Below are 26,594 nucleotides of genomic sequence, written 5' to 3'. Positions count from 1 at the left end.
AGACCACGCCGACCGGTGCGCCGTCGCCTCACCGTCGGACCTCCTGCGCATCAACGGCGTGGCGCACCGTTCCGTCGACGATCCGCACCCGCCGCTCGGCCCGCGCGCTGACCCCGTCGTCGTGGGTGATGACGGCGAGCGTGAGCCCGTCGGCGTGCAGCTCGTCGAAGAGTGCCAGGACCGACGCGGCATTGCCGGTGTCGAGGTTCCCGGTCGGCTCGTCGGCCAACAGCAGGCTCGGCCGCGCCACCAGCGCCCGGGCGATCGCGACCCGCTGCCGCTCGCCGCCGGACAGCAGCAACGGGTCGAAGTCGACCCGATGTCCGAGACCGACGCGCTCCAGCGTGGCGCGCGCCCGCGCGGTGCGCTCCCGGCGCGGAACGCGCAGGTAGATCATCGACAGCTCCACGTTCTCCAGCACGCTGCGGTGCGGCAGCAGGTGGAACGCCTGGAAGACGAAGCCGATCCGCTCGCCGCGCAGGCGGGTGCGCCGCCGCTCGCGCATGGTGCTCACATCCACGCCGTCCAGCCGGTAGACACCGTGCGTCGGCCGGTCCAGCAGACCCAGCAAGTGGAGCAGCGTCGACTTGCCCGACCCCGACGGCCCGACGATCGACACGTACTCGCCGGCCTGGATCGTCAGGTCGACGTCGCGGACCGCCTCTACTGCCGGTGGGCCAGGGAAGACCCGGCCCACTCCCGTCATCTCCACGACCGGCGGCGTCACGTGTCCCCCTCCGCGTCGTCGTCGGCGCTCGCGTCCGACGACTCCCCGACGACGACGAGGTCGCCCTCGCCCAGCTCGCCCTCGACGGCCGTCACCTCGGCGTAGCCCTCCGCGGTCAACCCGACCTCCACCTCGACCAGCTCGGTCGCTCCGTCGCGCATGACCTCGACCCGGCTCTCGCCGCCCGGCCCGGCGGTCAGCGCCGCCAGCGGGACCGCGAGGACGTCGCCGTCGGTGCTCTCGACCGGGACGGTGACCCGGACGTTCGCGCCGCGCAGCTCCTCGACCTGCTCGGCGGTGAGCTCCCCCGGCGCGATGGTGACGTCGTGCCCGGTGGCACCCTCGCCCTCGGCCTCAGCGATGGCGGTGATTGTGCCGGCGACCTCGTCGCCGCTGGGCAACTCGATCGTCACCGGCATCTCCGCGGCCAGCAGCTCGCGGGCGGCGTCGTCGACGTTCGCTGTGACGACCAGCGTGGCGCCGCTGACCGACATGACCGCGCCGCTCACCTGGCCGCCGCGGCGCACCTGCACCTCGTCGACCCGCCGCGGCAGGCTGGGCACGAAGACCACCTCCGACGCCGGCAGCGGGGTGCCGGCGGCGGCAGCGGCCTCGTCGCGGGTGGCCCGCGCGTCCACGAGCTGCTCGCGGGCGTCGTCGAGGGCATCCTCCAGCGCGTCCTCGTCGACCGGTGCATCCGGTGCCGCGTCCTCCGCGTCCTCGATTGCCTCCTCGGCATCCTCGACCAGGTCCTCGGCCTGATCGAGCTGGTCGTTCGCGGCTTCGAGCTCGGCCTCGACCTGCGGGTCCGGCGCCGGCGGCTCGTAGCCGATGCGCTCGAACAGCTCGGCCACCGCGTCCCCCGTCGTGGCCGTGTACTCGTCGTCGACGTCGCCGGGGTCCAGGCCGAGCCGCTGCAGCGTCACCTCGAGCTGCTCGACGTCCGGACCGCTCATCCCCGGCCGCAGCGACCGGTACATCGGCAGCTCGCCGGCAAGCACGACCAGCGGCCGCCCGACGATCTCCAGCAGTGCCGTGCCTTCTGTGACCTCGGCGCCGACCGTGGGCACCTGCCCGGTCACCACCGGCGGCGTCTCCAGCCCGCCGACCTCGGGCACGACGTCGACCGCGCCCGCGGCCGAGACGTCGCCGCGGGTGACGACCTCGCTGTTCAAGGTCCGCAGCTCGACCGGGACGGTGACCTCGGACGCCTCAGGCGGTGCCGCGCGCGCGGCGGCATCGGCGGGTGAGGTGATGCGTGTTCCGGCGAAGATGCCGGCACCGAGGGCGATGACGGCAACGCCGCCGACGACGAGCAGGGTCCGGCTGCGTGCCCGGCTCACCCGAGGCCACCGGCGTGCCCTGCCGGCCCTTCGGCCATGGCGTCGCGGTAGCGCTCCAGCTCGGCGCGGTGCTCCTCGACGAACTGCTCCTCCATCGCCACCGCGACCTCACGCTGGACGTCCGCGTAGTGCTCCTGCTCACACTCGTAGTCCGCGGTGGCGATGGCGATCTCGAAGTCCTGCAGCTCCCGAAGGGCGGCCTCGTCGACGTCGGGCTCCTCCGGGCCGGCAATGACGTTGGTCTGGCCCTCCTCGCCCTCGCCCTGGGTGTCCCAGCCGTACAGCTCGCTCATCCGGGACATCACTTGGTCCTCGGGATCGTGGATGGTCTCGACATCGCTGTACCCGGCCGCGGCCATGCAGTCCGCCCACGCCCCCGTCGCCTCGGTGACCCGCGGGTCGCTCTCGATCCGCTGCCGGAGTGCCTCCATGTCGTCGAACAGGCCCTCGAACTCGCTCATGTCCGGGCCGGTCACGGCTCCCTCCTGCTCGCCGTGGACCTCGTCGCTGGCCTGTTGGTGGCAGCCCGGCTCGCCGGCGCCCGCACCGTCCTCGGACGGCAACGGCTGCACCGACACCGCGCCACCACCCTCGCTGACCTCGGCCAGGTCGCCCCACAGCGCCTGGTCGTACGCCTCGCGTGCCGACTCGGACAGGCCCTCGCGGATCTCCTGGTTCGGGTCCTCGGCCTCACCCTCCGGCGCCTCGGCACCCATCAGCGTGCTGATGCCGTAGCCGTACTCGCGGGCGAACTCGTCCGGCGGAAGCGAGAACGCGTCGGCGAACGGGTCATCCTCCGCGTCACCGCCACCGGCCGGGTCCATCGGGACGTACTCGAATCCCTGCTCCCGCATGCATTCCGCGACGAGCTCCTCGACCCGGCGCATCTTCTGCCGATCCTCCTCCGACAGGTCACCCGCGGAAGAGGCCATCGTCACCATCCGGCCGGTGGCCGCGAAACCGGCGCCCTCGCCGAGGAACTCCGCCAGCGGGCTCTGGTCCTCAGCGCCTTCCGTCTCGCCCGACCCCGCGCCGTTCACCTGGTCGTCGGCCTGGCCGCCGTCGTCGCCGCATCCGGTCAGCACCAGCCCCGTCACGCAGGCGAAGGCCAGCAGCCGCGCCCGTGCTCGCCAATTCGTCATGCCGAGAAGGGTGCGGAGGCGGCGGTGAAGAACCTGTGAAGAAGCGGTCAGATCCACGCTCTTCACAGCTTCCTGACAGGTTCCTGCCACACTCGATGCTCATGGGCGCCCGGATCCTCGTTGCCGAGGACGACGTCAAGCAGGCCGAGCTCGTCCGCCGTTACCTCGAGCGCGAGGGCCACTCCGTCGTCGTCACCCACGATGGCCGCGCCGCGCTGGACGAAGCGCGCCGCCGACGGCCCGACCTGCTGGTGCTGGACGTGATGATGCCGAAGGTCGACGGCCTCGACGTCTGCCGCATCCTGCGCTCGGAGTCCGACACGCCGATCATCATGCTGACCGCCCGCTCCACCGAGGACGACCTGCTGCTCGGCCTCGACCTGGGAGCCGACGACTACCTGACCAAGCCCTACAGCCCGCGCGAGCTGGTGGCGCGGGTGCGCACGATCCTGCGGCGAGCCGGCCGGCAGCACACGACGCCCGGCCCGTACCGCATCGGTGCCGTGGTGGTCGACGCGGACCGGCACGAGGTCCTCGTGGACGGCCGCCGCATCGACGTCACGCCGGCCGAGTTCAAGATCCTCGAGTGCCTCGCCGCGGAGCCGGGGCGGGCATTCCCCCGGCAGAAGCTGCTGGAGCAGGCGTTCGGCTTCGACCACTACGCCCTGGACCGGACGGTGGACGTGCACGTGATGAACCTGCGCCGCAAGATCGAAGCCGACCCGGCCGATCCCGTGTACCTGCTGACGGTGTACGGCGTCGGCTACAAGATGGCCGACCGCCCGGGGGTGCGCGATGCGTCGTAACCTGTCCGTCCGCCTGCTCGGGCTGTTCCTCGGGGTCGCGGTCTTCTCCATCGCCGCCACCGCATGGATCGCCACCTCGAGCACCAGCGACCGGCTCCGCGACGAGGTCGAGCGCACCCTGAGCAGCGACACCCTCGTCTATCAGGAGCTGCTGTTCTATGCGCAGAGCAACGACTCGTGGGACGATGTCGACAGTCTGGTGCGCCAGCTCGCCGACACGGTGGGCAACCGGGTGGCCGTGACAACCCCCGACGGCGAGGTGCTGGCCGACTCCGCTGCTCTCTCCGATGACGGCGGGGAGCCGCTGCCGTCCACCCCCACCGCCGACATCGACCCGCTGGCGCCGCAGCAGTTGATGGGTGTCGCGTCGGCATCCACGGTGTCGATGGCCGGCGACGGCGCGATGGTCTGGTCCCCGACGCCCGAGCTCCCGCTGACCACCGGCGAGCTCGAGGTGCGCTCCGACCTCGCCGTCCAGGCGACGGCCTGCGCGCAGGCGGTGACCGATGACACGAGCGTGTTCGTCGGCGCGGACGGCGCGGTGAAGTACGGCGATCCGGCGAAGATCCCGCCGGAACCGACACGGTCACCGACGGCAGCGAGCCCGGAGAGCACGGGAGCTCCGGACGCCGCCAAACAGCCGGGCGGCGCCGCGGGCGCGATCACGACTGTCGACGTCCTGGAGTGCGTTCCGGTGGAGCTCAGCGCGCCCAGCGCGGCCGATCGGGAGGTGGCCGAGACCCAAGCCACGCTCACCGCCACATGCATGGACGAGGCCGGCGTGCCGGTCGAGCGCTCGTTCGACGGGTACGGGCTGCCCGTCATCGAGCCGCCCGCCCACGACGACCCCATGGTCCAAGCCACCTGGGCGAGGTGTTCGTCCGAAGCGCAGCAGCAGGCGATGGAGCCCCACCTCGCCGACCCGGCGCTGCTCTACATCGGCTCCTCCGACCGCTTCGACGCGTTCTCCGGCGGCGGGTGGCTTCGCACCGCCCTGACCGGGTTGGCCGTCCTGGCAGCCGCCACCGGCGTGACGGTTCTCGCCGGCCGGCGCCTGACCCACCCGATCCGCACCCTGACCGCGGCCGCGCAGCGGATGGCCAGTGGCGGACGCGGCGCCAGGGTCCGGGTGACCGGCCGGGACGAGTTGGCCCGGCTCGGCCACGCTTTCAACGCGATGGCGTCGGCCATCGAGGAGAACGAGCGACAGCGCAAGGCGATGGTGAGCGACATCGCCCATGAGCTGCGCACACCGCTGGCCAACGTGCGCGGCTACCTCGAAGCCGCGGAGGACGGCGTCGTCCCGCTGGACCGCGAGCTGGTCTCGTCACTCCTGGAAGAGTCCAGCCTGCTGCAGCGGCTCATCGACGACCTGCAGGACCTCGCCCTGGCCGACGCCGGGATGCTCCGGTTGCATCCGGAGGAGACCGACGTGGCGCACCTGGCGCGGCAGGTGGCCGCCGCCCACGGTGCGTCGGCCGCCGCGGCCGAGCTGTCCCTGACCGTCGAGGCAGCGGACTGCGTCGTCGTCGACGCCGACCCGACCCGGCTGCGGCAGGCGCTCGGCAACCTGGTCTCCAACGCCGTGCAGTACTCGGGCCCGGGCGCGCGCGTCCGGGTGCGCGTCTCGCGGACCGGCGACGACGTCGTCCTGGCGGTGACCGACGACGGACCCGGCATCGCCGCGGAGCACCTGGACCGCCTCTTCGACCGCTTCTACCGCACCGACACCTCCCGCACTCGCTCCACGGGCGGCAGCGGGCTGGGCCTGTCCATCACCAAACACCTGGTCGAGGCGCACGGCGGCACCGTCGCCGTCGACAGCACCGAGGGCTCGGGGTCGACGTTCACGATCCGGCTGCCCGTGCGCGCCCCGGTCCCGGCCGCGTGATGCTTGGGCGTCGGCCTGGCCGGGACTTCACGTCGCCCCCCTTTGCAATGAGCACCTACACGCACCAGGGGGCGCCTGGCCGTTGGTACGTATAGGGCTCATTGCAAAGGCTCCCGGACACGTCGCCGACAGCAACGTTCCGGAAGCGGCCCGGGTGCACGCCACGGCGGGAAGCAGGTATGCTCAGCCTCGTTGCCGCCCCCGTGGGCGGCAGCTGCGGGTGTAGTTCAATGGTAGAACTCCAGCTTCCCAAGCTGACAACGCGGGTTCGATTCCCGTCACCCGCTCTGAACGTTCCGGCCCAGGTCAACGGCAGTCCCGCCGACCTGGGCCGCTTGCTTTGTGGGGTCGCTTGCATGGCGCGTGCCCGCTACGTGCCCGATGGCGCGCCGACGAGCGGCGGGTCGTCGTCATCGTCGCGGCGCTCGGTCTTGGTCTTGTGCTCCTGAGCGAGCGCGTCGAGAGCATCCGCGATGGCGCGGTCACGATCCTTGGTCGCGTGCTGGTAGATCAGCGCGGCCCGCGGGCTGGCGTGGCCGAGTCGCTCCATCAGCTCCCGCAGACTCGCGCCGGTACCGGCGGCCAAGGTGGCTCCGGTGTGCCGCAGGTCGTGCAGGTGCAGCCACGGCACGCCAGCCTTCGTGACGGCCCGTTGCCAATGCTTCTGGAAGTTAGTCCGGCGAGGCGTCGCGCCCTTCGGCCCGGCGAACACCCGTCCGTCCGGGCCGGGCTCGGCGAACACTCGCAGGTGCCAGCGCAGGTCCGGTACAAGCGACGCCGGGATGGCGACGGTGCGGCGGCCTGCAGCGGTCTTCGGCGTGGAGACGATGACCTTGCCCTCGACCTCCTGGACGGCGCGGCGAACTGTCACCGTCCGGTTGTCCAGGTCGATGTCCGGACGGTGCAGACCGACCAGCTCGCCCCAACGCAGCGTTCCGAACGCAGCGAGCAGCACGAGGGCCTTGAACCGCGGTTCGATGGCGTCGGCGACGGCGAACACCTCGGTCAGGGTGGCGGTCCGTCGCTCCGGGCTCGCCTCGTTGCCCGCTCCCCTGATCTGGCACGGGTTCCGCCGGATCAGTCCGTCTTCGACCGCGGTTCCCATGATGGTTTTGAGCAGCCGGTACGCCTTGGCGGTCGTCACCGGACTCAGGCCGGCGTCGAGCCGCTCCTTCCGCCAGGTCCGCACCCGACCCGGCGAGATCTCGGCCAGCCCGAGCGCTCCGAGTTGCGGCTCGATATGCAACCGGAACAGGCCTTGGTAGAGAGCGACCGTTCGCGGACGAAGATTGGGCCGCTCGACGATCCAAGCCCCTCCGTACTCGGCGAGCGGGATCATCCCGGCTTCGGGGTCCAGCCAGTCGCCGCGTCGAATCTCCGCTTCCTTGTCCGACAGCCACACGTTGGCGTCGGTCTTGGTCGCGAATGTGTACGGCGCGGGTCGGTCCGTCCCGTCTGGGCCGTGATACCGAGCCTGGAACCGGCCCGACGGCAGCTTGCGCACTCGCCCAAAGCGTCGCTTCTTCGCCATCAGAACACCCGCCCGTACGGGTCACGACGGGTGCGCCTCGTCGCCTCGACCGTGCGGTCCTTGATGTAGGCGGCGAGGACCGAGGCCGGGATGCGAACGTGCCGGCCGATCTTGACGAACTGGATTCGCCGTTCGGCGATCAGCCGCCGGGGAAACCGGGATGTGGTGCCGAGCAGCTCGGCAGCCTCATCGACGGTCAACAGCCGATCCATGATGGTGGTTCCCTTCTGTCACGCCGCCGGGGCAGCGGCTTGGGTTGTGGTTGCCGAAAGATCCGGCGACGCCGGTCCGGCGCGGGTCTTGGCGTTCTCGTATTGCGTTCGCCACCGCTGTCTCTGGGCGATGGCGTGCGCGATCAGGCGGGCGTAGGTGGGGCCGTCGACGTCGCCGGGGTGGGTGACGGTCCAGACGAAACGCGGCCTGCCATCGGGGGTGGTGGCGGTTGCCGGAAGCTCGTCGTGGTCGTCCATCTCGATCCCGGCTTCGGCGAGGACGGCGCGGACGACGGCGGCCCTGTCGGCGCGATGCTGGTCGAGGGTCTTCCCGGTCCAGCGGCGGGACACGAGGACGCGGCGGCCACCGAGCCCGAGGTGATCCCGGTCGTGGGCCTTGGACCCGCAGCGGCCGGGCTCCATGCCGCCCTTTGCGTCCTTGGGTTGGACGCCGTAGCGCAGCCAGTTCGCGCAGGTGGGTGAGCAGGGCAGCCAGCGGACCTCGTCGGCGAGCCGGTCGATGTGCGCACGCCGCGCGGCCGAGATGGGTGCCTCGCCGTCGTTGTCGTCGTGGAGGGGGTCGGTGATGGACTTCGTGAGGTACTTGGTGAGGTAGCCGATGACCCGGTCGGCTTGTGGGGTTCCGGCGATGACGCCTTGGATGTCGACCTGAGTGCCGGCGCGGATGACGTGTGCCGGCGTCGCGTCGGGGTCGTCGTCGAGGGTGTCCAGCGCCTCATCCCACGACGGCAGCACGGCACCCGTCTGCGAGTCGACGTAGGCGTGGGCCAGCTCGTCCCACGCCGGCAGCACATCGGTGTAGGCGGGGTCGTCGAGCTGCGGCCACCACACTTGGTGATACGTCGCCGCCACCACCTGCTTGAGCAACTTCCTGGGGATGGCACCGCGGATGGCGGCGTGCAGGTGAGGGGCGAGACGGCGCTGTGGCTCGACGGTGGCGAAGTACTGCACGCTGTAGCCGGTGGCGCGGCGCAGGTTCTGCCAGAACCGGTCCATTAGCTTCGGGAAGTGCATCGCATCCAGCGCCGCCCGCCGATAGTCGTAACTCGACGGGTCGACCGGCACACCCTCACCCGTGACGCGCCCGTATGACGGCAGCGTGAGCGTGACGAACATCGACGGCCGGTAGGTCTTCCCATCCTGCGAGGTGAACACGCGACCCGTCGTCCGATCGGAGACAGCCAGCCGCGGGAGGTCCGGGGCGTCCTGGCGTCGCCGGGTCGACCGCACCCGCCGACCAGTCTCGTCGTCGGCTTGGTCGCCGTCGTCGTCCGCACCGTCGCCCGCCGGATCATCGGGGTCGGCCGTCTCGGGCCTGGGTGGGTCGTCGGTGAGGTGCCAGCCCTCGCGGCACTGCTGAATCCTGAGACGCCGGGCAGCGTCGGCACACGAGGGGCAGACCTTGGCGCGCGTGGCCCCACACCGGATCACCACCGTCCGCGACGCTCCGGTCATGGTGTCGGTGACGTGTTGCAGGATCGGCCGGACACAGACGCCTTTCGCGGCGGCGAGCTCACGCAGGGTGGCGTCGTCCGGCAGACCCGCGGTCAGTGGCGTGACGGTCACGCCTTCACCCCCGCAGTCTCGCCCGACGCACCCTCGCCGGCGTCGGTGGTGGGTGTGCCGAAGTCGGTCAGCTCGCGGCGCAGGTCGGCCACGCGGGTGGCGATGGCCTCGGCGGTGTGCTCGTCGACGTAGGGGAACCGGACCCGTTCCAGCCGTCCAGCGGCGTTGGCGACCACGGCCACGCCGCGCATCTCCTCGCCGATGTCGACCGGGGTGATGTCCGAGCGGCGCACGACCGGCCCGAGGATGGCTTCGGCGGCGTCGTCGGTCACCACCCGCCACGCTGTCCGCACGGAGGCGTTGTCGCGGATCGCGGTCGGCAGCGCGTCGCTGGTGGGCTTCTGCGTGAGCAGGCGGGTGATGATGCCTGCGGAGCGGCCCTTCTTCACCAACGCCGACAACCGGGCGGTGATCTGGAACGCGAGCTGCTTGGTGTCGTTGTCCATGCCCTTGGGGTCGGTGAACGTCTGCACCTCATCGACGACCACGAACACGGCCGGATGGGCGGGGTCGAGGGGCAGGTTCCAGAAGTTCGCTCCACCCCGCTCGCGCTTCTGCGTCTTGAGCCGGTGCCGCATCAGCCCGTGGACCTGTTCGACGACGGCCAGCACCGCCTCGAGGTTCTCGTCCTCGGCGCAGTACGCGGCAGCCCTTGGCGTGATCCAGGACCAGTCCTCGCCGCCCTTCCCGTCGATCACGACGTATTGCACGGCGGGGTTTTGGATCAGCCCGCACGCCAGCGACGTCTCACCGGCGGTCTTGCCGGAGCCGGGGACACCACCGCCGACCTCGGCCGCGATGTTCGCGTAGTCACGGGTGCGCCAGCGGCCGTCCTCACCGATCGCGAACCGCACCCTGCGCAGATCCGTCACCGCAGGCACGTCGTCGAGGATGACCGGTTCGGCCAGCACATCGCGTTCCACGAGGACCAGCTCGACCCGGCCAGGGCCGGCGGCGACGACGCGGACGTCGGGGACGCCGAACGCGTGCGCCAGCTCGTCGGCCTGGCGGGTGAAGTCGGCCGGCGCCTGCCCATCCAGCAACCGGACGTGCAGCACGTCCCCCACCGAAGCCAGCGACACCGTCACCAGCCGCGGGGTGAGGTGGTCGCCGCCGGGCAGGGGCCGGTGCAGGTTGCAGGCGACCATGACGGCGTCCCACCGCGCCCGGTAGAGGTGGCGAAGCCGGTGCCGGGCCAGGAGCCGGTTCACGAACCACCCATGCGACTGCGGATGCACAGCCCGCCACGTCAACGACGCCAGCGGCGGCACGACCGCCACCAGGATCAGGCCGACCCAACCCCACGTCGAGTACGCGAACACGACGACGAGCGTCGCGGCAACCAATGCCTTGAGTCGCCAGAGCAGCCGGACAAGCCACCAGCCGGTCAGCAGCGACGCAACCCCGTTCACCCGCCTACGCGGCAGGCTCAGCAGCATCTTCACCAGGCGCAGGACGTTCGCCATCGTCACCACCCGCCGATCTGTTCGTCGGCCAACGTGGCCGCGACAGCGGCACGGGCACGAGCCTCGAAACGCTCGGTGCGGGTGGTGACCCAGCAGGCCGGGCACAACGTCCCAGCACCGTGCAACGGCATCCCCGCACCTTTCAAGCTCGTGGCGCAGCGGTTGCAGTGCCTCGTGTGCAGTCGTGGACGTGTTCTCATCGGTACTCACCTCTCAGCGCGGTCAACCGGGCATGCCGGGACCGGACAGCTTCATGACACGAAGGGCAGGTGGCCTCGCCGGTGCCGGGGTGGAACCACACCTCCACGGCATCTACCGCGGCGCCACAGGACGAGCAGCGAGTCAGCGCAGACACGACAGATCACGACCGCACCGGTCATCGCGGGCCGGGTCGGGCAGGCAGTCCGGGCAGCGGGCGTTGCCGGAACCGTCACCGTCGTGGAAGACGAACCAGGCGCCCGCCGTGCCGTCATCAGCGGTCGTCGCGGCGCAGCCGTCGCAGGACAGCACGCGCGTCCGGGTCACCGGGAACCACGGCCCTTCGTGGTCCGCCGCCGGGTCGGTTTCACCACACGGGCGCAGTACCGGCACAGCTGGTCCGGCGCGGTCGAGCGGACTTTGTCGCAGACCGGGCATCGGAACGCATACGCCCGTGTCGTCGTGTCGTGCGGCAGCAGCCCGAACAGCACCGGGTCGCCGTTCACGACCGACCACCACAACGCGTCGTCTCTGCCGCATTAGCCGCGTCGGAGCGCTCGGCCTCGACGTCAGTGGTCGCGGTCGCCAGCTGCGCGGCCGTCAGCACCAGGACCGCGAGCACGGCCAGCAGGGCGACGGGGAGCCGCCAGAACGTAAGCTTGGGCACACCAATCCCCTCCCTCGTGGGGGTGTGGTTGGGGCCACCGGGGACGGGGACGGTTGTCTAGGCCTTGCACCCGTCCCCGGTGGGGATTCATCGCGAGACGACAACACCACCGCGGGCAGTCGCCGTCATGAGTGGTGAGCGGCGCTGGGCACGGTCCTCGAACGCCGACCCCAGCCGCGTCAGCGACTGCCCAAACGACGACGCCACAGCCGAGGCCACTTCGAGCCGCACCAGACGGCCATCGCGGCCGGTCGTCGTCAACACCACCACCGCGCCACCGTCGATAGCCTCGGCGGTCGAGGTGACCACGACACCGGACGCGGACAGGCTGTCGCCGTAGAACCGGCACGGCCCCTCGTGGCGGGTCGCCTGGTCCTCACACCACGCCTCATGCTCACCCGTCGCCCTCATGTCGACGCACCCACCGGCACCGGCTCGTCGGTGGCGGGGATGGCGTCGCGCCAATGATGCGCCAACGCCTCCCCCGCCGCGTCCACCAGCCGCGCAGACAGCCCGTCCGGGTCGCTGGCCAGAACGGAGCGGATCAGCGACGCCGCCAGCTCCGCACCCTGCTCGGCTGTGAGGTGCAGCGACAGAGCCGGGTAGGTGTCGTGGTTGCCGCGGATGCTGACGATGCCGTGCTCAGTCGACCAGGACGCCGACAAGGCCACCTGCAGGCTCAGGCTCAGGTAGGCCTCACGCTCGGTGGGCATCGTCAGCCGGCCTTCTGCTCGCCCTGCTTGGCCTCACCCTGGCTACGAGCACCAGCAGCGGAGGGCGGGCGCGGCGCGGCGTTCGGGGCCTTCACCCCGGTCGCCCGGTACTCGTAACCCAGGAACTTGAACTCGCCCTGACCCATCACCTTCGGCGACGCCGTCACACCCACCAGCTCGACCGGACGCATCCCCGGCAGCACCTCATCCGGCAGCGGCGCCGGCTGCACCTCCGCGAGGAAGATCACCTCGAAGCTGGCACGCTTCGCCTTCGCCTCGTCCGGGTCCGTCACCGTGGCCTTCCACTGCCGCAGCTTCGTGACGTCGTCCATCCGCTGCCGCTGCTCCTTGCCGCGGGCTCGGTCCTCCTGCGACTGGTACTCCAGATCCGGCTCGATCTCACCGACCATCACCAGACCGCGCGGAAACGCCTCACCGAACTCCACCGGGAACCGGTGACCCTTCATCAACGCCATGACTGGCCTCCCTCACGTGGCGCCGAGGACGTTCCTCGGCATGCCTCATGACCAGAAGGCTACCCGTACTAATAGTACGGGTCAATACTCTAAGTACGACTAACGCACTCAGAGTGTCATGCCAACCTGCCTCGCCAACGCGCGGACCTCGCTCGTCTGCCCGCCCTCAGTACGCAGGAGATCGGACAGAAGCGCGTGAACGGTCGGGTGGTTGACGACCAGCTCAGGCGCGATCTGATACGCCTCACGGATGGCGGTCACGGCGGCAGGAACGTCGCGGCGTTGAGCGTGGGCGCGGGCCAGCTCGACGTGATAGCGGGACCGCCGCTCCGGAGACAGGCCAGTGGGATCGAAGTCCGAGGCGATCCGTAGAGCGCGGCCGGCGTCGCCAAGCTCGACGGCGACAGTGACCTGGTGGAGGGTGACGTTCGCGGGACCGAACTCGGTGCCGTAGTCGTTGCGGTCGGCGCCGAGAAGTTGTGCGAGCCGTTCCGCCTCACCCATGTGCGCGTAAGCCTGGTCGGCGTTGTTGCGCCGGGCCTCGGTGATGGCCATCTGCATGAGCAGTGAGCCGGACAGCGAGATGGCCGCAGCGTCCCCGGCTTCAACACGACCAGAGAGGGCGTCGACGGCAGTGGAGGCGGTCTGGACGACCTGGTCATAGAACCGTGCGCTCTGGAACACGAGCGCGAGACGGAAGGCACCTTCAGCCATCAGTAGTGCATCACCTGAGCGTTCCGCGGCCGCGATGGCACGGTCAGCGGCGACCCAGGCGGCAAACGGCTCACCAAGCTTCGACAGTACGGCCGCACACGCGTGGTAGGCCCGGGCCAGCGTCGCATAGGCCGTCTGCTGAACTTCCCCGTCCGATGCGCGAGCCGCGAACTCTAGCGCTGGCAGAAGACGTGTCAGCAGCTCGCTGACCCGCTCGTACTCGGCCGCGTGAACCTGCGACCATGCCTGATCAACCGATCCGGCCAGCTCCTGCACGTTGGCCGACGAACGGTCAGCGAGGACCGCCGCAAGAGCGTTGCTCGAACTCAGTGCCAAAGTCAGGTCGACAGCAGGTGCCGGCCGCTCGTGCGTCGCTGCGACGACAGGCCGATCCGGCGCCAACTCCGCGAGCGGCACTTCCAGCACCGCGGCCACACGTTCCAGCACCGACATGCGGTCGATCTTCCGCACGCCACGCTCTACCTGCGACAGCCATGTCTCGGACCGGTCAAGCAGGCCAGCTAGCTCCCGCTGCGACAGACCGCGACGCTTCCTAGCCTGCGCGACGCTGCGACCTAATGCCTGGGCGTCGTCGGTCACCCGTTGGCTCCATCTGGCAAACCCTTGGCCGGGCCGTCCGTCAGGAACTCCACGCGGGTCGAGGCCAGGTATTGACCACGCTCCGCCAGGAACGTCTTCACGTGAGGCTGCTCCTCATGCGCCTCGAACGCCGCGCGGTCGGCGTACACCTCATAAAACACCCGCGCCAGCGGCTCACCCTCAATGCCATGCGTCGCGTAGACCAGGGTCCCCGGCTCCAGCTCCCTGATACCAGGAGCCGTCCGTGCCACCAGCCCATCGAACGCGGCAGCAGCATCCTCATCACGCAGATCGAACCGCACCACCAGAGCGAACACAGCGACTCCCATCAATTGGCGCACAACAAGTACGGGCTAGCACTGAAGGTACCAACAACTCCTGGTGCGGCCTGCTGGCCTGCTCACCATCCGAGCCAGCGACCTTGTTCACGGAGGCTACGAGCACCACACGCACGTACTCCGCACCGGCCCGGCGATCAGCCGTAGTAGACGACCGCGCCATCACCGCGCGTTTCGTCCGGCGGCCGCACGCTCGACCCCTCACGGTCCTCAATTGCGCCAGCACCGTGCACCTGCGTACCGCGGGTGCCTTCATTGATCAGGGTGCCTTCGACGTGGATAGTTCCAAGGGCCACAGCCGAGGGCAAGATAGTGATTGTTCCACCCCGTTGGACATTCAACGTATCGTTGGCGTGCTTGTGTACCCTCATCTGTGCATCGGGCTCGACATTAACCGTTCCGTAGACGTCGTTCCTGGCATCGAGAACCGCACCTGATTGCACATTCACAGTGCCCGAAATCACGCCGTGCACCGCCAGTTCCACGCCTGACGCAATCACAAGAGTCCTGTGCACCTCCTCATGGAGGTCACCCGACGTGCGGACGATGAGGTCTGGAACCTCGACGAGCTGGCCATCCCGATATTCGTAACTAGGCATCGCAGTTACCTCCATTATCGCCTGGGCGTCCTTACGCGGATACGTCATTATCCGCCGATCTCGTGCTTATTGGAGGAGACACCCCGTCGCAATCGCTTCAGTAGCGACAAACCGCGCATCGTTCCCACATGTGTCCGAGGGCCGCTGTACGCTCCAACCGACTACTGACCAAGGGGGGTTCCGTGGATGAGTTCTGGGGCATGTCCGCGACTGCGTGGACAGCCATCTACACCATGATTACGTTCGGCCTGCTTGTCGGAGCCGGCGTCGCGGCTTGGTACGCGAAGGAACAGTGGGCGATCGCCCGCGATCAGGCCGCCGACACGCGCAAGGCACAACTGGAGGCGAGCCGTCCATACGTCGTGGTCACCGTCGAACCTTCAGCCGCAAGCCGCCGCCTGTTCGACCTCGTGGTAAAGAACATCGGGCAGCGACCCGCAATGGACGTCTCGATTAAACTCGACCCTCCGCCGATCCGCGCTAAAGAAACACCTGGACACGAGATCGCCAACGCCAAGATGCTTAACACCCCCGTGGCCATGATTGCCCCCGGCCAAGAGATGCGCGCCTTCTATGACAGCCATCTGGATCGCAATGGGAGGGATGACCTCCCGACATCTCATCAGGTCTCCCTTGCATACAGGGACAGTTCGCAGAACTCGTACACGGAGACCAGTGTACTGGACATCGAGGCGATGACTGGCGTTATGTTTGTCGATGTAAAGACAGTTCACGACATCGCGAAGATACTCGATAAGATCGCGAATACGTTACGCAGCGCGTCAATTCTCCAGCGTTCCGGTTCCGTTGATGTCGATGCGGCGATCGAGACCCGTGACGAGCAGCAACAGCGATTCGCCGACGAGCGAGTTGAGCGCGAGCGGCAACAGAGGGAATTCATGGAGCGACTTCGTCCAACTCCCCCGGCCGACGCTGAGGGCGCAACGTCTGACGACTCCACGTCCCCTGAAGACCCGTCGCAGTAGCAATGCCGGTTCACCGGGGACAACCGGGGCGGCGGGCGCATTGCCGGATAGACCTCTCCAGGATCAAGGGCGGCACGCTGCGCTCGCCGCGCACGCCCGGCCTCCCGGCCGGGCGTGCGGCCTGGCGGCCGTTCCGGGCCTACGTCGGCCGGCGTGCGCCAGCTGCAGCACCGATACCCACTTAGGAGTCCTCGTTGCTCGCGGCGGAGTCGTCCCCCTCATAGCGCCCATCTTTTGGCCTCCGCTCCGCGCGTCAAGGGCGTCATGATCTTTCGCCACGACCACCTCACAGCCTGCGGACCGCCACAACCGGGGCGAAACATCATGCCGTCGCTCCGCGATGGCTACGCCACCCTTGACCCGCTCCACGACGGCCAACGACCGGCAGCTATGAGGACGACGCCTCAGAATGGCGGCTCTTCCAAATCGCGCGGTACGTCCACGATTCCCTTACCCACGTCACGTGCCCCGCCTGGCAGGCTAATAGTCCCCCCGAGCTTCTGTCGAAGTGCAGTCGCCAGGCGACCGATCGCCTGACCACCCGGACCATCCAGATTCGAGGTTCTCTCGTTAACCAGCTTCGCAGCGTAACGCGCCCGGAGAGGCTTCGAAGCGCCAATAACCTCAAACGCCTCGAAATACGCAGAACTCCAAACGTCGCCGAGAAGTTTGGCCATGGCGTCCTCGAAGTTTGCATCTAAAGTGGCGTACGAACTCTCCACGTGGAGCGGCTCGTTGCTCAGCGCGGCGGATTGAGCATACGTCGGATCAAGTGAAAGCGATCTGAAAATATCCTGACGGCTTGCCTGCGCTGACTGTGCATCTTTCCCCGATTTATCGGAGTCAGTGTCAAAGATGCAATAGGTCGGAACCTGGAACGCGTCGAATAGCCTAACCCATCTCGCAATACTCGCTATTCCCTCCGCCGACACAAAAGCTACGCCCTCTCGAAGCGCGTCGAAACCTACCAGACCGAGTAGCGTCGGGAAGCTGAGTTCTTCAGACGGCCCTTCAACAAGCACGCACAGCCGAGAGAACAACGCACTCTTGATCTGTGTCGTCGCAGAAGATGAATAGAACTCCCCGATGGACTCGCTTGTGGTCCGAGCAGGGTCACTTCCCTTCCCAATCAGGTGCTCGACTAGATCGTCGCGAGACGTTTGGACGGTCCTGGTCGTACCCGCATCCGGCTTGCTGACTATGACAAGGTTCTCGGGTTTGCTCAGGTCAACGAAATGTGGACTGTGGGTCGTGACTATAACCTGCAGGCCCGAATCCGCTATATCACCCAGCTTAGCGGCAAGCCACATCTGCGCTAGTGGGTGAAGATGAGATTCCGGCTCTTCTACTACGAGAATCAATCCTTCGTAATCGCCAAACGCTTTCGCATATGCGATCGAGAACGCCAGTGCCAGTATTTGCTCTTGCCCTGTGCCAAGCTCATCGAACGATTTTATCTCGCCGTCTAAGCTGGGATAGACTCGAAGTGACCGAAAGAAGTTGCTCGGATCGTATGCCGAAAAGTCGACATCGAGTCGATAGGGCAGGCTCTGCCCCAGCTCCTCTGAAGTCTCGGAGAGTAGCTTGCTAAAGTCGTCGAACTCAGGAACACCTTTGAACTGCTCCAGCAAGCTTAGAAAGATGGTCTTCAAAGCCTCGCGCCGGACGGGATCGGACGTAAGACGTTCATGGAATCTATGCATTAACCGCGACAGCAACGTGTACTGACTATAATAGGACAGCTGCTGTGAGAGCCGGCGGTCCGCACCGATAATCATCGCGAATAGCTGTTGGCGAAGCTTGTTTGACGGATATGAATTTGTGCAATGATCGCAGCGCTTTTTGTACAGGTACGGATCACCATCCGTACTAGTTGAATACTCCCATTTAAGATATGCAACTGTGCCGCCACAATCGCAGCGAACTGCACTCAGGGAAGCTCCAATGCTGATGGATATACCATCAGGATCACGCCCAAAGAAGTCATGCTCTTCGACCTTGTGGCTCTTCGGCCATCTTTCACCGAACAGTATTTCGATACTCTTAACGATGTTGCTCTTGCCCGCGTTATTCTCCCCCAGAAGCACGAGCGGGCCGCTTCGAGGCAAGTCGATTGCGACACCCCCTTGGCCGATCGAGCGAAGGTTCTTAACGGTCAACCGCTCTAGCCGAGGCGGACGAAACTGCGACGGTTCTCTGGACATGCCGTACCCCCCTGCACGCAAGTTGATCATTTACTTTGATCCGAAATGTCTGTGCTGTCAAGAACCGTCGTCGAGCCAGGCACGCTGGTCAGTATGTGGCAGGTGACGGTCCGAACGAGGGTCATCACGCATAGCACGAGATCACCCATCGTTGCTGCTGAGGGCTCTTCTTCCGTGACGCGGGTGGACCTGAGAACGACCTTGTAAGCCGTAGATCACGCCGCCAAGGTCCATGTCCCCGAGGTGTCCCGCTGTGGCAAGAACGGCCGTCAACGGCCCCTGACCGCCGAGGGTGTACACCGCTCGTGATCAGGCGCCGGACGGCAGACGCCGCATCTGGATAGGACTCGTAATGAGGCGGTCAAAGGTCGTCGTTGATGCTAACGCCGTTGCAAACATGCGCTCTGGACGGCCGCACGACATCGATCGGGATCAGCCACGAAGCGCCAGGTCAAGCAGAGGCTGATGACACTCACCTACCCGTCTAGACAGGGCATATCGGCCAACGGATCAGATGACACCGCTGGCTACGGATCGATGATCGACACGTTCAGCCCTGGCGCTCTCGCGAGCTTCTTGTCTGCGGTAACGAGGGTGGCACCGAGGTGGCGCGCCAGGGCGACGTAGAGGCCGTCGTGGATGGTGATGGTATTCCGCATCGTCCAGGCGTCGCGCAGCAGCGGTGTGACCCTGACGACGTTGAGCGGCCATTCAATGAGGTCGTCGACGAGCTGGCCGGCGTCGGCGTCAGTGAGGTCGCCGCGCAGGACGTCGCGACGGATGACCTTGGACACCTCGACGTGGAAGTGTTCGACGGTCCACTCTTCAACGCCGTCTCGATAGGTGCGCGCGGCCAAGGCCATGCCTGCGGGCGTGCGGTTGAGGATCTCGACACCAGCGGAAGCGTCGAGCACATAACGTGGTGGCACTAGTCTTCGTCGCGGATTTCGGCGAGCACCTCAGCCGCAGGACGCGAACGCTCGACAGTGGGTCGCGTCGACCACCGCGCCCACCACTCGGCACGTTCACGCCGCGCGTCAGCCGGCGAGGCAGTCACCTCGATGGCTGGATCGCTGAACGCCGGAACCGTCATGCCCCCATCATACCGAAGACTCATCCGCACGCCCCCTAGCTGCATCTTTACTCCTTTCCTAGCTCCGCACGCCCAACGGTCACGGCCTGAACCCAACCGGCCAGCGTCGCCCAGTCCAGATCAATGACGATCTCGCGCCCCGACCAGGCCAACCCCGGTCCAGATCGCACAACGACGACCCTCAACGGCGGGCGGAACCAACCTCCCGACACCATCGCCGAGCGGCGCGGAGTCCATCACCTCGATAACCAACCGGATGCTCGCCTCGGGACCGGGGTACTCGTGCGCCGGCGAGATACGCCAACGCCCCTCCCAAGCCTCCACGTCGGACACATCAGCCCTTCTTGTCAGCTTGACCTGCTGCTTCCAGCAGCGCCCGACCGACGCCGCGAGCCTCAGCGGATGTGATCATCACGATCACGGGGTCAACGAGGCGTGCACTGGCCGTCAGCTCGACGTTCACAAGGTCCCCGTGGTCGACGCTCACGATGCTCACGCCCACGATCCCTCGCCCTTGCGACACCACCAGCGACGACAGATAGCGACGGTGAATAGTGTGCTCGGAGTCTTCCTCACACCAGGTGATGAAGCAGCTCATGTCCGCCCGTGCCTCGCCTTCAGCACGGCATCCGCCAGCGGCGTCAGCGTTCCGTCCGGTTGCAGCAGTGACGCCGCATCGATGTAGTCCGCCAGCTTCTCCAGCTCGGCAAGGACGTTGTCGTCATACCAGCCGAACAGGTACGTGTCGTTCACGTGCTGGACCACGTCAGGTGTCCACTCGGCCCGGCGAGCTGCCTGTGCCATCTGGGTGATCTGTCCGGCCAACCGGAGCCCGTCGTCCACGGTCATCGTGAAGTCGAAGACTTCCTCCTGACCGTCGTTGCGTAGATGCGCCGAGATGATCGGCCAACGGCCGGGCCTGGCGTGCACAACCATGTGACCGAGCGTGTCCTCGACAAACCACGACCACGCGACCACACCCGGCGCACGAACCGGTACCTTCCTCATGGGTCTTCCTCCTGCTTCGCTCAGGTTGGAGATCAAGTCCCCGGCCCGGTGCTCCAACACCGGCCGGGGGCGCCTAATGGGATGAAGCCGATCCCAGCTCAAGGAGGCCCACGCGCCGTGCCCGCTACGTGCCCGATCGCGGAGGAAGCCGCGGATAACCGCAGCACAAGCCCGCGACGAGAAATCGGCCAGAACACAACTAGCTGGGAGAACGCCGAAGAACGCCCGGTTCCCAAGCTGACAACGCGGGTTCGATTCCCGTCACCCGCTCTCGTGGTTCCGGCCCAGTCAACGGCAGCGTCGTTGGACTGGGCCGTCGTCGTTGTGGGGTCGCTTCCATATCGCGTGCCTGTTACGCGGTTCGAAGTGTGGCGTCAACGAATGCTCATCGCGATTGGGCGGTCCGATCCCACCCATCCGACAATGAAGTCTGCCGCCTCGGATTGGCGCAGAGGTGCTCATCTCCGGGTGCGACCGCAGCGCGATCCATTCGGCGGGGCGCTACCAGGCGACATCGTCGAGCGCCAGCCACGGCGGACCGTCCCGCAGAGCGTTGAGGAACGCGAATCCTGATTGCCTCCCGCTGGGGTGTTGGTCGTCGCGGCTCCAGCGGTGGGTTGCGATGATCGCCAGAACGACGCCCCGGCAGTCGCCCACCAAGTCTTCGTCAAGGTTCGGATAGCGCTTGCCGACATCTTTGGGCACCCACGCGATGTCGTACTCGACTGGCCCTTCGGCGGTGTTTTCGAAGTCGATGAAGAGCGGCCCGTTCTTCGTGTTGAGCAGGTTCCCCGGGTGCGGCTCGCCGTGCAGTAGCTGCTCGGGAGCGCGCCGGTTGACGATCGACTGGCGCAGATCGCGCAGCGTGTTGGCGAGCAGCGCTCGATCCGCATCGGCGATGCCGGGAGTGACGTCACGGCTCGCAACGTCTCGTTGAGTAGCCGCTATGCGATCCATGAAGTGCGGTGTCGTGACATCAAGTTGCCGAAGGCCAGCATGAAGACGCTCGAGCGCCTGCGCGTAATCGGCCGGCAGAAGCACTCGAGCCTGCACTGGCTCGTAGTGGGTCCACATGGTGATTTTGAAGCCGTCACGCACGAAGACGCGTGGCTGGACGCGAGGCTCGAGCGCGGCAACTGGGCTGTCCGTCTGCGTGAGCCGTTTCACGAGTTCGACTTCTCGCTCTGCGCTCGCGAAATGTGTCATGGGTGTGACTCGAGCGACGATGTCGCATGGCGTCAGGCGGACGACGAGCCGGTTGGAGTCGCTGAGAACGACCGAGTCATTGACCGTCAAGTCGAGCGATGAGACCGTCGATATCGCTGCATCCACCGCACGCCGCGCCACCGCTGCCTCCATCTGCTTGTGCCCTCCCACCGTGCGCAGCAGCAACACCCATGCGCGACCTGCGTACACCGTGCACGATACGTTGACCCCCCGCCGCCAGCAGGTGGCAGGCTGGTCCGGTGCCGGGCCGGGCCGCTGCTGTGCGGAGACGTTGCCGGGCAGACCTCTTCACGATCAAGGGGCGCGCTGCGCGCGCCGTGCCCGCCCGGCCTCCGGGCCGGGCGTGCGGCCTGTCGGCCGTTCCGGGCCGCGTCAGCCCGCCAGGAATCGGAACGAGGCGGGCCACATGCGGGGCCACTCGGGACTGCTCAGGCGAGACTTCCAAGCTGGCGCTGTACGGAGAAGACGGCTCGGGCTACGGCAGACGAAGGAACTCGACGGCGCGGAAGTGATTCGTGAACGTGAGCCGTGCGCCTTCGCAGCTAGCGAAGGTCCCGCCCCAGCGCGAATGATCCGCATCTGGGAGGCAAGCAACTAACGCGGTCTCCAACTCACCCGAGTGTCCGATCATCAGAGCGGTGTCGTCGTGTGACAGCGGCGTGATCAGGTCTCGCCAGAGCGCGGCCAGGGAGTGTGCGTATCGGTAGTAGGCACCACCGGTTTTGATGGCGGACGCCAGCGCAACGAAGGGATGATCGGCCAGCCACCATTTCGATGCCTCGGACTCGGCATAGACCTCCGGATCAGAGGCCAGCGTTACCAGCTCATGGTCAACTGCGAAGCCCATCGCGAGTGCAGTCTCACGAGCACGGGGAACTACCGATGTCGCCACCATCGCGAAGGGGCCCATCGACTCACCAAGCCTCCGGGCCAGGTCCACTCCGGCCTGAGACAACTGCGAGCCACCAGTGTTCTTGCGCATGCTGTGCCGTCTAACCTCAAGCATCGCCACGGCAGCCGACCTTACCGAGTGCCTGCTAACGCCTGTGCTAACACGAGCCGTAGACGCCGCCAGACAAGACCGAAACCAACGGACCAAGCACAGCCGCGACGGCGCAGGCGAGCCGACAATCGTGGACGCCGGCGGAGCACCCCCAGCCGCCTACGGATCAGATGACGTGCATCTTCAAGGTGCGATGACGGGCACCTTCGTACCTGGCGCCTTGGCGAGCTTCAGGTCCTCCGCCGTTACGAGGGTGGCGCCGAGGTGGCGCGCCAGGGCGACGTAGAGGCCGTCGTGGATTGTGATGGTGTTCCGCATCGTCCATGCGTCGCGCAGTAGCGGTGTGACCCTGACGACGTTGAGTGGCCATTCAATGAGGTCGTCCACGAGCTGGCCGGCGTCGGCGTCGGTGAGGTCGCCGCGCAGGACGTCGCGGCGGATGACCTTGGCCACCTCGACGTGGAAGTGTTCGACAGTCCACTCTTCAACGCCGTCCCGATAGGTGCGTGCGGCCAGGGCCATGCGGAAGAGCGCAAGACGACTACAGCGTCATCTACTGGAGGCGCTGACCCAGCAATAGACCTGTGGCTTAAGGATGCATGAGCCCGTGGCGACGTTCGATGGCGTCGTGTATCGCTCGCACGGTCGCTTCCGGCGTGAGCTGGCTGTTGTCCACGACGTGCGTCCAGGTGCCGAGCGCTTGGCGGACTTGGAAAAGCATCTCGACTGCCTCCGCCGCTCTCTGCTCATCGACGGCCAGGCCGGCTGCTTTTGAGCGTTGCGCTATTCGTTGACGGAGGATTTCCTCTTCTGGATCCAGCGTGATGTGATGGACGGAGACGTTTTCGAGTAGAAACGGTCGTACGAACTCCCGCGTGCTTCGTTGCTTCCAGTGCCCGTTCGACGCGATCGCCACCCAGGCGAAACCGGCACGCAAGAATCCTAGAGCGGTCTCCCGCAATAACCATCCGGACACCGCATTGTAGTGATCGACTCGATCCGGTGGACATGTCCAGCGCGGATCGATCATCATGTAGAACTGGTCGGATTCGAGCACAGCAATCTCCCCGACCATGTCGATGAGCGTCTCTCGCATCGACTTCAGGGTTTCCGACTTGCCGACACCCATCGCACCGCTGATCACGACAACTCTCTTCATCGTCCTCCCAACTGAAGGATATCCGGCCACGGATGCACGGGAAGTAGGCGGTTGGTCGACCGGACGGCAAACGGCTGGACGCAGATGGCAGCATAACCGGGCCGGCGGCGAGAGAGTGTGGGCCGCCGTCATCCTGGCCAGGTGAAAGGCGGGGGCGTAACCGCCGTGCCCGGATGGTAAGTCGACGCCGATGGCGCGGATCCGTTGCGGATCATCTGGCACAAGACACCCACGTGAGCAGCTGGGCACACTCTGTGATCCGATAACAGATCCGCGACATCTGTCCGCCACCTGATGTGCGACAGATCGAGCGACCTAGCGGCAGCAGGTCGGCACCCGACGAAACGTCCTGTCATCCCGAATTAAGTGCAGCTATGAACGTCTCCTGGTTTGCTTCGACATAGGCGAGTTCGCGGCGGGTCCAGGCGAGCACCTCGGCAGAGCGTGCGCGAGGTATCGAGGTCGCGTCGTGGTCGTGGACGCCTCGCCAGAACGCTTTGTTGCGGCATAGGCGCTCGCGGATGGCGGCTGGTAGGCGGTCGCGGGCGGTCGGGCTTAAGCCATAGGCATCAGTCATAGTCCGCACCTGGCGGGCCTGTTCTGTCGCGGGTCCCCGGTCGGGCCGTGACGAGATGCACCATGCCCACGCCATGTACCCCACGTCTTCCAACGGGTGGCCAGGTGCCGCGAAGTCGAAGTCGATGAACGCGACAGGCCGGACGTCGCGGAAGACTGTGTTGTTCGGACCGGGGTCATGGTGGCAGACCACCTCAGCCCCGAGGGCGGACGCCAAGTCTCGCGTGGCGTCATGCAGTTGTCGCAGCAGCGCCGCTGCGCAATCGACCTGGTCGTCGGTGAACTGCTGCCATCGTGGAGGAACATAACCAGGCACGAACGACAACATGTCACGACCGTATTGGTCCCAACCCAGGTGTTGGGGACAGCCGTCGAAACCACTCTTCGCGAGATGACTCAGCAGCCGGGCCACGAAACGCGACGCAGGCGAGGCGGAACGGCGCACCGTGTCTCCGACCCGGACCACGCCACCCGTCACACGGCCGCCGGCCAAGGGTTGCTCCTTGTCATGCTCGTCGCCCGGACCCATCTGGCGACCCTAGCGACCGCGCACGCTGAAGCACCTGCAGGCTCGGCCGCTGGCCGCCTGGTTCGAGGTGTCGCGGATGAGTTGGCGGACCAACGTCGCACATCAGCCGACGGAGCACACACTCTGAGCACACTCTGCCTTGACGCGGTTGATGCTTGACGGTTCTGTGTCGGCTGATCCTTGACGGTCGGCCTTGGTCTCTAGGTGGCGGTCCGCGGCCACCTGGTTGTGATGCTAGGGAGTGGGGCCGCTGAGGGCCAGATCGACTTGTGGGTGTTGGACTGTGATCGCGCCCCAGCGTCCACGAGCTGGCCGGCGTCGGCGTCGGTGAGGTCGCCGCGCAGGACGTCGCGGCGGATGACCTTGGCCACCTCGACGTGGAAGGGCAGGCCATGGTGTCGCCACCGGTTGATGATCACGAGGGTCAGGTCGCACGACCTCGCCCGAACGACTGACATGACAGCGCGGGCCGCCCCACCTACGTTCAGCCACACGCGCTTTCAGGAGCGAAGCGTTTGACCCTCACGTGGCGTCATGCCACATAGTCGGTGGCGTGGAGGAGCACCTGACCGTGGGACGTCTGGCCGAGCTGGCCGGCGTGACCGTCCGCACGCTGCATCACTATGACGAGATCGGGCTCGTGCTGCCGTCCGCGCGGACCGCGGCCGGGTACCGGGCCTACTCAGCGGGCGACGTGGAGCGACTGCGGGAGGTGCTGGCCTACCGACGGCTGGGCTTCGGATTGCGCGAGATCGCGGATCTGGTTGACGACCCGGCTACCGACGCGGTCGCGCACCTGCGTCGGCTGCGCAGCCTGCTGCTGGAACAGCACGACCGCGCTGCCGCCATGGTGACGGCGATCGACAGGGAACTGGAGGCACGGGCGATGGGGATCAGGACGACGCCAGAGGAACAACTGAAAGTGTTCGGCGCGCAGTTGTACGACGTCATCGGGTCCGCTTACCCAGCGACGCGGCGTACCGAGCCGCGGATCGCCGCGAAGATCTGGGATGCACTCGGGGACGCACGGACGGTATTGAACGTCGGGGCTGGCACCGGCTCCTACGAGCCCCCCGACCGCGACGTCACGGCGGTGGAACCGTCGGCGGTCATGCGGGCGCAGCGTCCCGCAGGCGCGGCGCCGTGCGTGGCCGCCGCCGCGGAGAGCCTCCCGTTCGAGGACCAGTCCTTCGACGCCGCGATGGCGGTCAGCACCGTTCACCACTGGCCGGACCCGGTCGCCGGGCTGCGTGAGATGCGACGTGTGGCCCGGCGCGTGGTGGTGTTCACGTACGACGCCAGCGGCACCGGCTGGCGACAGCGGTTCTGGCTCACCCGCGATTACCTGCCCGAGTTCGCTGACCTTCTCGTCGGCTGGCCTTCACTGGCCGACCTGACCCGCGCGATCGGAGGCCACGCGGAGCCGTTGCTCGTCCCGTGGGACTGCGCTGACGGCTTCTTCGAGGCCTACTGGCGCCGGCCCGAGGCGTACCTGGACGAACAGGTGCGCCGCGCGGTATCGGTGTGGACCAGAGTCGGGCCTGAGGCCGAGCAACGCGCAGTGGACAGACTTGGCGACGACCTTTCCTCAGGCCGGTGGGCTGAGCGCAACCGTGACATCGTCGCCCTCGACGCGGCCGAGCTCGGCCTCCGCCTGCTCGTAGCCTGAACCAGGGCCCGGCCGTCAGCTGGTCCAGGTGCGGCCGGTGATGCGCTCGTACATGAGCCGATAGCGGCGCGCCGCTTCCTCCACGACCGGGGCGGGGATCTCGGGGCCGGGCCCTTGTTCAGGCTACGAG

The 26,594-nt window shown here is 67.1% G+C and carries 31 protein-coding genes and 1 tRNA gene; 5 read left to right on the top strand and 27 right to left on the bottom strand.

The window, feature by feature from the left end:
• Positions 1 to 28: 28 nt before the first annotated feature.
• From E1269_RS18090 to E1269_RS18080, 3 genes are read right to left on the bottom strand one after another with little or no spacing between them, the layout of a single operon-like run.
• Positions 29 to 706: an ABC transporter ATP-binding protein gene (locus E1269_RS18090; RefSeq protein WP_131897150.1), complete on the bottom strand. Its 678-nt coding sequence runs from the start codon at positions 704 to 706 to the stop codon at positions 29 to 31.
• Between the two features lie 17 nt (positions 707 to 723).
• The gene (locus tag E1269_RS18085) at positions 724 to 2,070 is read right to left on the bottom strand and encodes a peptidoglycan-binding protein (RefSeq protein ID WP_131897039.1); all 1,347 of its coding nucleotides are present in this window, start codon (positions 2,068 to 2,070) and stop codon (positions 724 to 726) included.
• Positions 2,067 to 3,212, bottom strand: coding sequence for a hypothetical protein (locus E1269_RS18080; protein ID WP_131897038.1), 1,146 nt, complete (start codon positions 3,210 to 3,212; stop codon positions 2,067 to 2,069). The genes E1269_RS18085 and E1269_RS18080 overlap by 4 nt, the downstream gene beginning before the upstream one ends.
• A 101-nt stretch (positions 3,213 to 3,313) precedes the next feature.
• On the opposite strand from E1269_RS18080, the gene E1269_RS18075 reads away from it, so the two are divergent.
• The 3 genes from E1269_RS18075 (at position 3,314) to E1269_RS18065 (ending at position 6,196) form a co-directional block, all read left to right on the top strand.
• The gene (locus E1269_RS18075; protein WP_131897037.1) at positions 3,314 to 4,018 is read left to right on the top strand and encodes a response regulator transcription factor; all 705 of its coding nucleotides are present in this window, start codon (positions 3,314 to 3,316) and stop codon (positions 4,016 to 4,018) included.
• Complete coding sequence (locus E1269_RS18070) at positions 4,008 to 5,909, top strand: ATP-binding protein (RefSeq protein ID WP_131897036.1); 1,902 nt, start codon at positions 4,008 to 4,010, stop codon at positions 5,907 to 5,909. Before E1269_RS18075 ends, E1269_RS18070 begins: the two co-directional genes overlap by 11 nt.
• A 216-nt stretch (positions 5,910 to 6,125) precedes the next feature.
• Positions 6,126 to 6,196 (top strand) — tRNA-Gly (locus E1269_RS18065).
• An 83-nt stretch (positions 6,197 to 6,279) separates the two neighbouring features.
• Here E1269_RS18065 and E1269_RS18060 read toward each other — a convergent pair.
• The 14 genes from E1269_RS18060 to E1269_RS18005 form a co-directional block, all read right to left on the bottom strand.
• Positions 6,280 to 7,440, bottom strand: a complete 1,161-nt coding sequence (locus tag E1269_RS18060) for a tyrosine-type recombinase/integrase (protein ID WP_131897035.1) — start codon at positions 7,438 to 7,440, stop codon at positions 6,280 to 6,282.
• Entirely contained in the window at positions 7,440 to 7,655 is a 216-nt protein-coding gene (locus E1269_RS18055; RefSeq protein ID WP_131897034.1) for an excisionase family DNA-binding protein, read from the bottom strand. The genes E1269_RS18060 and E1269_RS18055 overlap by 1 nt, the downstream gene beginning before the upstream one ends.
• A gap of 15 nt (positions 7,656 to 7,670) precedes the next feature.
• Positions 7,671 to 9,239, bottom strand: coding sequence for a replication initiator (locus E1269_RS18050; RefSeq protein ID WP_203433839.1), 1,569 nt, complete (start codon positions 9,237 to 9,239; stop codon positions 7,671 to 7,673).
• Complete coding sequence (locus E1269_RS18045; protein ID WP_131897033.1) at positions 9,236 to 10,705, bottom strand: hypothetical protein; 1,470 nt, start codon at positions 10,703 to 10,705, stop codon at positions 9,236 to 9,238. Before E1269_RS18045 ends, E1269_RS18050 begins: the two co-directional genes overlap by 4 nt.
• Before the next feature lie 2 nt (positions 10,706 to 10,707).
• Positions 10,708 to 10,836 (bottom strand): hypothetical protein, encoded by a 129-nt coding sequence (locus E1269_RS33860; RefSeq protein ID WP_275264607.1) that lies wholly within the window; start codon positions 10,834 to 10,836, stop codon positions 10,708 to 10,710.
• A 211-nt stretch (positions 10,837 to 11,047) separates the two neighbouring features.
• A complete protein-coding gene (locus E1269_RS18040; protein ID WP_131897032.1) occupies positions 11,048 to 11,230 on the bottom strand; it encodes a hypothetical protein in 183 nt (60 codons plus the stop codon).
• Positions 11,227 to 11,409, bottom strand: a complete 183-nt coding sequence (locus tag E1269_RS18035; RefSeq protein ID WP_131897031.1) for a hypothetical protein — start codon at positions 11,407 to 11,409, stop codon at positions 11,227 to 11,229. The genes E1269_RS18040 and E1269_RS18035 overlap by 4 nt, the downstream gene beginning before the upstream one ends.
• A complete protein-coding gene (locus tag E1269_RS32345; protein WP_162606485.1) occupies positions 11,406 to 11,570 on the bottom strand; it encodes a hypothetical protein in 165 nt (54 codons plus the stop codon). The genes E1269_RS18035 and E1269_RS32345 overlap by 4 nt, the downstream gene beginning before the upstream one ends.
• 87 nt (positions 11,571 to 11,657) lie before the next feature.
• Positions 11,658 to 11,879, bottom strand: coding sequence for a hypothetical protein (locus E1269_RS18030; RefSeq protein ID WP_131897029.1), 222 nt, complete (start codon positions 11,877 to 11,879; stop codon positions 11,658 to 11,660).
• Between the two features lie 98 nt (positions 11,880 to 11,977).
• Positions 11,978 to 12,283, bottom strand: coding sequence for a hypothetical protein (locus E1269_RS18025; protein ID WP_131897027.1), 306 nt, complete (start codon positions 12,281 to 12,283; stop codon positions 11,978 to 11,980).
• 2 nt (positions 12,284 to 12,285) lie between these two features.
• Complete coding sequence (locus E1269_RS18020) at positions 12,286 to 12,759, bottom strand: hypothetical protein (protein WP_131897025.1); 474 nt, start codon at positions 12,757 to 12,759, stop codon at positions 12,286 to 12,288.
• A 108-nt stretch (positions 12,760 to 12,867) separates the two neighbouring features.
• Positions 12,868 to 14,073: a helix-turn-helix domain-containing protein gene (locus E1269_RS18015; RefSeq protein ID WP_131897023.1), complete on the bottom strand. Its 1,206-nt coding sequence runs from the start codon at positions 14,071 to 14,073 to the stop codon at positions 12,868 to 12,870.
• Positions 14,070 to 14,390 (bottom strand): putative quinol monooxygenase, encoded by a 321-nt coding sequence (locus tag E1269_RS18010; protein ID WP_131897021.1) that lies wholly within the window; start codon positions 14,388 to 14,390, stop codon positions 14,070 to 14,072. The genes E1269_RS18015 and E1269_RS18010 overlap by 4 nt, the downstream gene beginning before the upstream one ends.
• Before the next feature lie 158 nt (positions 14,391 to 14,548).
• Positions 14,549 to 15,010, bottom strand: coding sequence for a hypothetical protein (locus E1269_RS18005; protein WP_131897019.1), 462 nt, complete (start codon positions 15,008 to 15,010; stop codon positions 14,549 to 14,551).
• 182 nt (positions 15,011 to 15,192) lie between these two features.
• On the opposite strand from E1269_RS18005, the gene E1269_RS18000 reads away from it, so the two are divergent.
• Entirely contained in the window at positions 15,193 to 15,996 is an 804-nt protein-coding gene (locus E1269_RS18000) for a hypothetical protein (protein ID WP_131897017.1), read from the top strand.
• 404 nt (positions 15,997 to 16,400) lie between these two features.
• Here the strand turns inward: E1269_RS18000 and E1269_RS17995 are convergent, their stop codons facing one another.
• The 10 genes from E1269_RS17995 to E1269_RS17955 all read right to left on the bottom strand — a co-directional run bounded on the left by E1269_RS17995 (position 16,401) and on the right by E1269_RS17955 (position 24,795).
• Positions 16,401 to 18,155: an ATP-dependent nuclease gene (locus E1269_RS17995; RefSeq protein WP_162606484.1), complete on the bottom strand. Its 1,755-nt coding sequence runs from the start codon at positions 18,153 to 18,155 to the stop codon at positions 16,401 to 16,403.
• Positions 18,156 to 18,727: 572 nt separating this feature from the next.
• On the bottom strand, positions 18,728 to 19,129 hold the full coding sequence (locus tag E1269_RS17990; RefSeq protein WP_131897013.1) for a type II toxin-antitoxin system VapC family toxin: 402 nt from the start codon (positions 19,127 to 19,129) through the stop codon (positions 18,728 to 18,730).
• Positions 19,129 to 19,293, bottom strand: coding sequence for a hypothetical protein (locus E1269_RS32340; protein WP_157552597.1), 165 nt, complete (start codon positions 19,291 to 19,293; stop codon positions 19,129 to 19,131). The genes E1269_RS17990 and E1269_RS32340 overlap by 1 nt, the downstream gene beginning before the upstream one ends.
• Positions 19,294 to 19,627: 334 nt before the next feature.
• Positions 19,628 to 19,891 carry a hypothetical protein gene (locus E1269_RS17985; RefSeq protein WP_131897011.1) on the bottom strand — a complete coding sequence of 88 codons (264 nt, stop codon included), beginning with the start codon at positions 19,889 to 19,891 and terminating at the stop codon, positions 19,628 to 19,630.
• Entirely contained in the window at positions 19,888 to 20,337 is a 450-nt protein-coding gene (locus tag E1269_RS17980) for a hypothetical protein (protein ID WP_131897009.1), read from the bottom strand. The genes E1269_RS17985 and E1269_RS17980 overlap by 4 nt, the downstream gene beginning before the upstream one ends.
• A gap of 465 nt (positions 20,338 to 20,802) precedes the next feature.
• Entirely contained in the window at positions 20,803 to 21,696 is an 894-nt protein-coding gene (locus E1269_RS17975; protein ID WP_203433837.1) for a phosphotransferase family protein, read from the bottom strand.
• A gap of 307 nt (positions 21,697 to 22,003) precedes the next feature.
• Positions 22,004 to 22,510 carry a histidine phosphatase family protein gene (locus tag E1269_RS17970; RefSeq protein ID WP_131897007.1) on the bottom strand — a complete coding sequence of 169 codons (507 nt, stop codon included), beginning with the start codon at positions 22,508 to 22,510 and terminating at the stop codon, positions 22,004 to 22,006.
• 204 nt (positions 22,511 to 22,714) lie between these two features.
• Entirely contained in the window at positions 22,715 to 23,053 is a 339-nt protein-coding gene (locus tag E1269_RS17965) for a type II toxin-antitoxin system VapC family toxin (RefSeq protein ID WP_131897005.1), read from the bottom strand.
• A 67-nt stretch (positions 23,054 to 23,120) separates the two neighbouring features.
• Positions 23,121 to 23,690 (bottom strand): AAA family ATPase, encoded by a 570-nt coding sequence (locus tag E1269_RS17960; protein WP_162606483.1) that lies wholly within the window; start codon positions 23,688 to 23,690, stop codon positions 23,121 to 23,123.
• Positions 23,691 to 24,042: 352 nt separating this feature from the next.
• Complete coding sequence (locus E1269_RS17955) at positions 24,043 to 24,795, bottom strand: phosphotransferase (protein ID WP_131897001.1); 753 nt, start codon at positions 24,793 to 24,795, stop codon at positions 24,043 to 24,045.
• 553 nt (positions 24,796 to 25,348) lie between these two features.
• Between E1269_RS17955 and E1269_RS17950 the strand changes: the two genes are divergently transcribed.
• Positions 25,349 to 26,464 (top strand): MerR family transcriptional regulator, encoded by a 1,116-nt coding sequence (locus E1269_RS17950; RefSeq protein WP_131896999.1) that lies wholly within the window; start codon positions 25,349 to 25,351, stop codon positions 26,462 to 26,464.
• Positions 26,465 to 26,594: the final 130 nt, after the last annotated feature.

This window comes from Jiangella asiatica (assembly GCF_004349065.1).
In the GTDB taxonomy this organism is placed as follows: Bacteria; Actinomycetota; Actinomycetes; order Jiangellales; family Jiangellaceae; genus Jiangella; species Jiangella asiatica.
The sequence above is the reverse complement of the archived record's forward strand: the minus strand, read 5'-3'. Positions and strand labels throughout refer to the sequence as shown.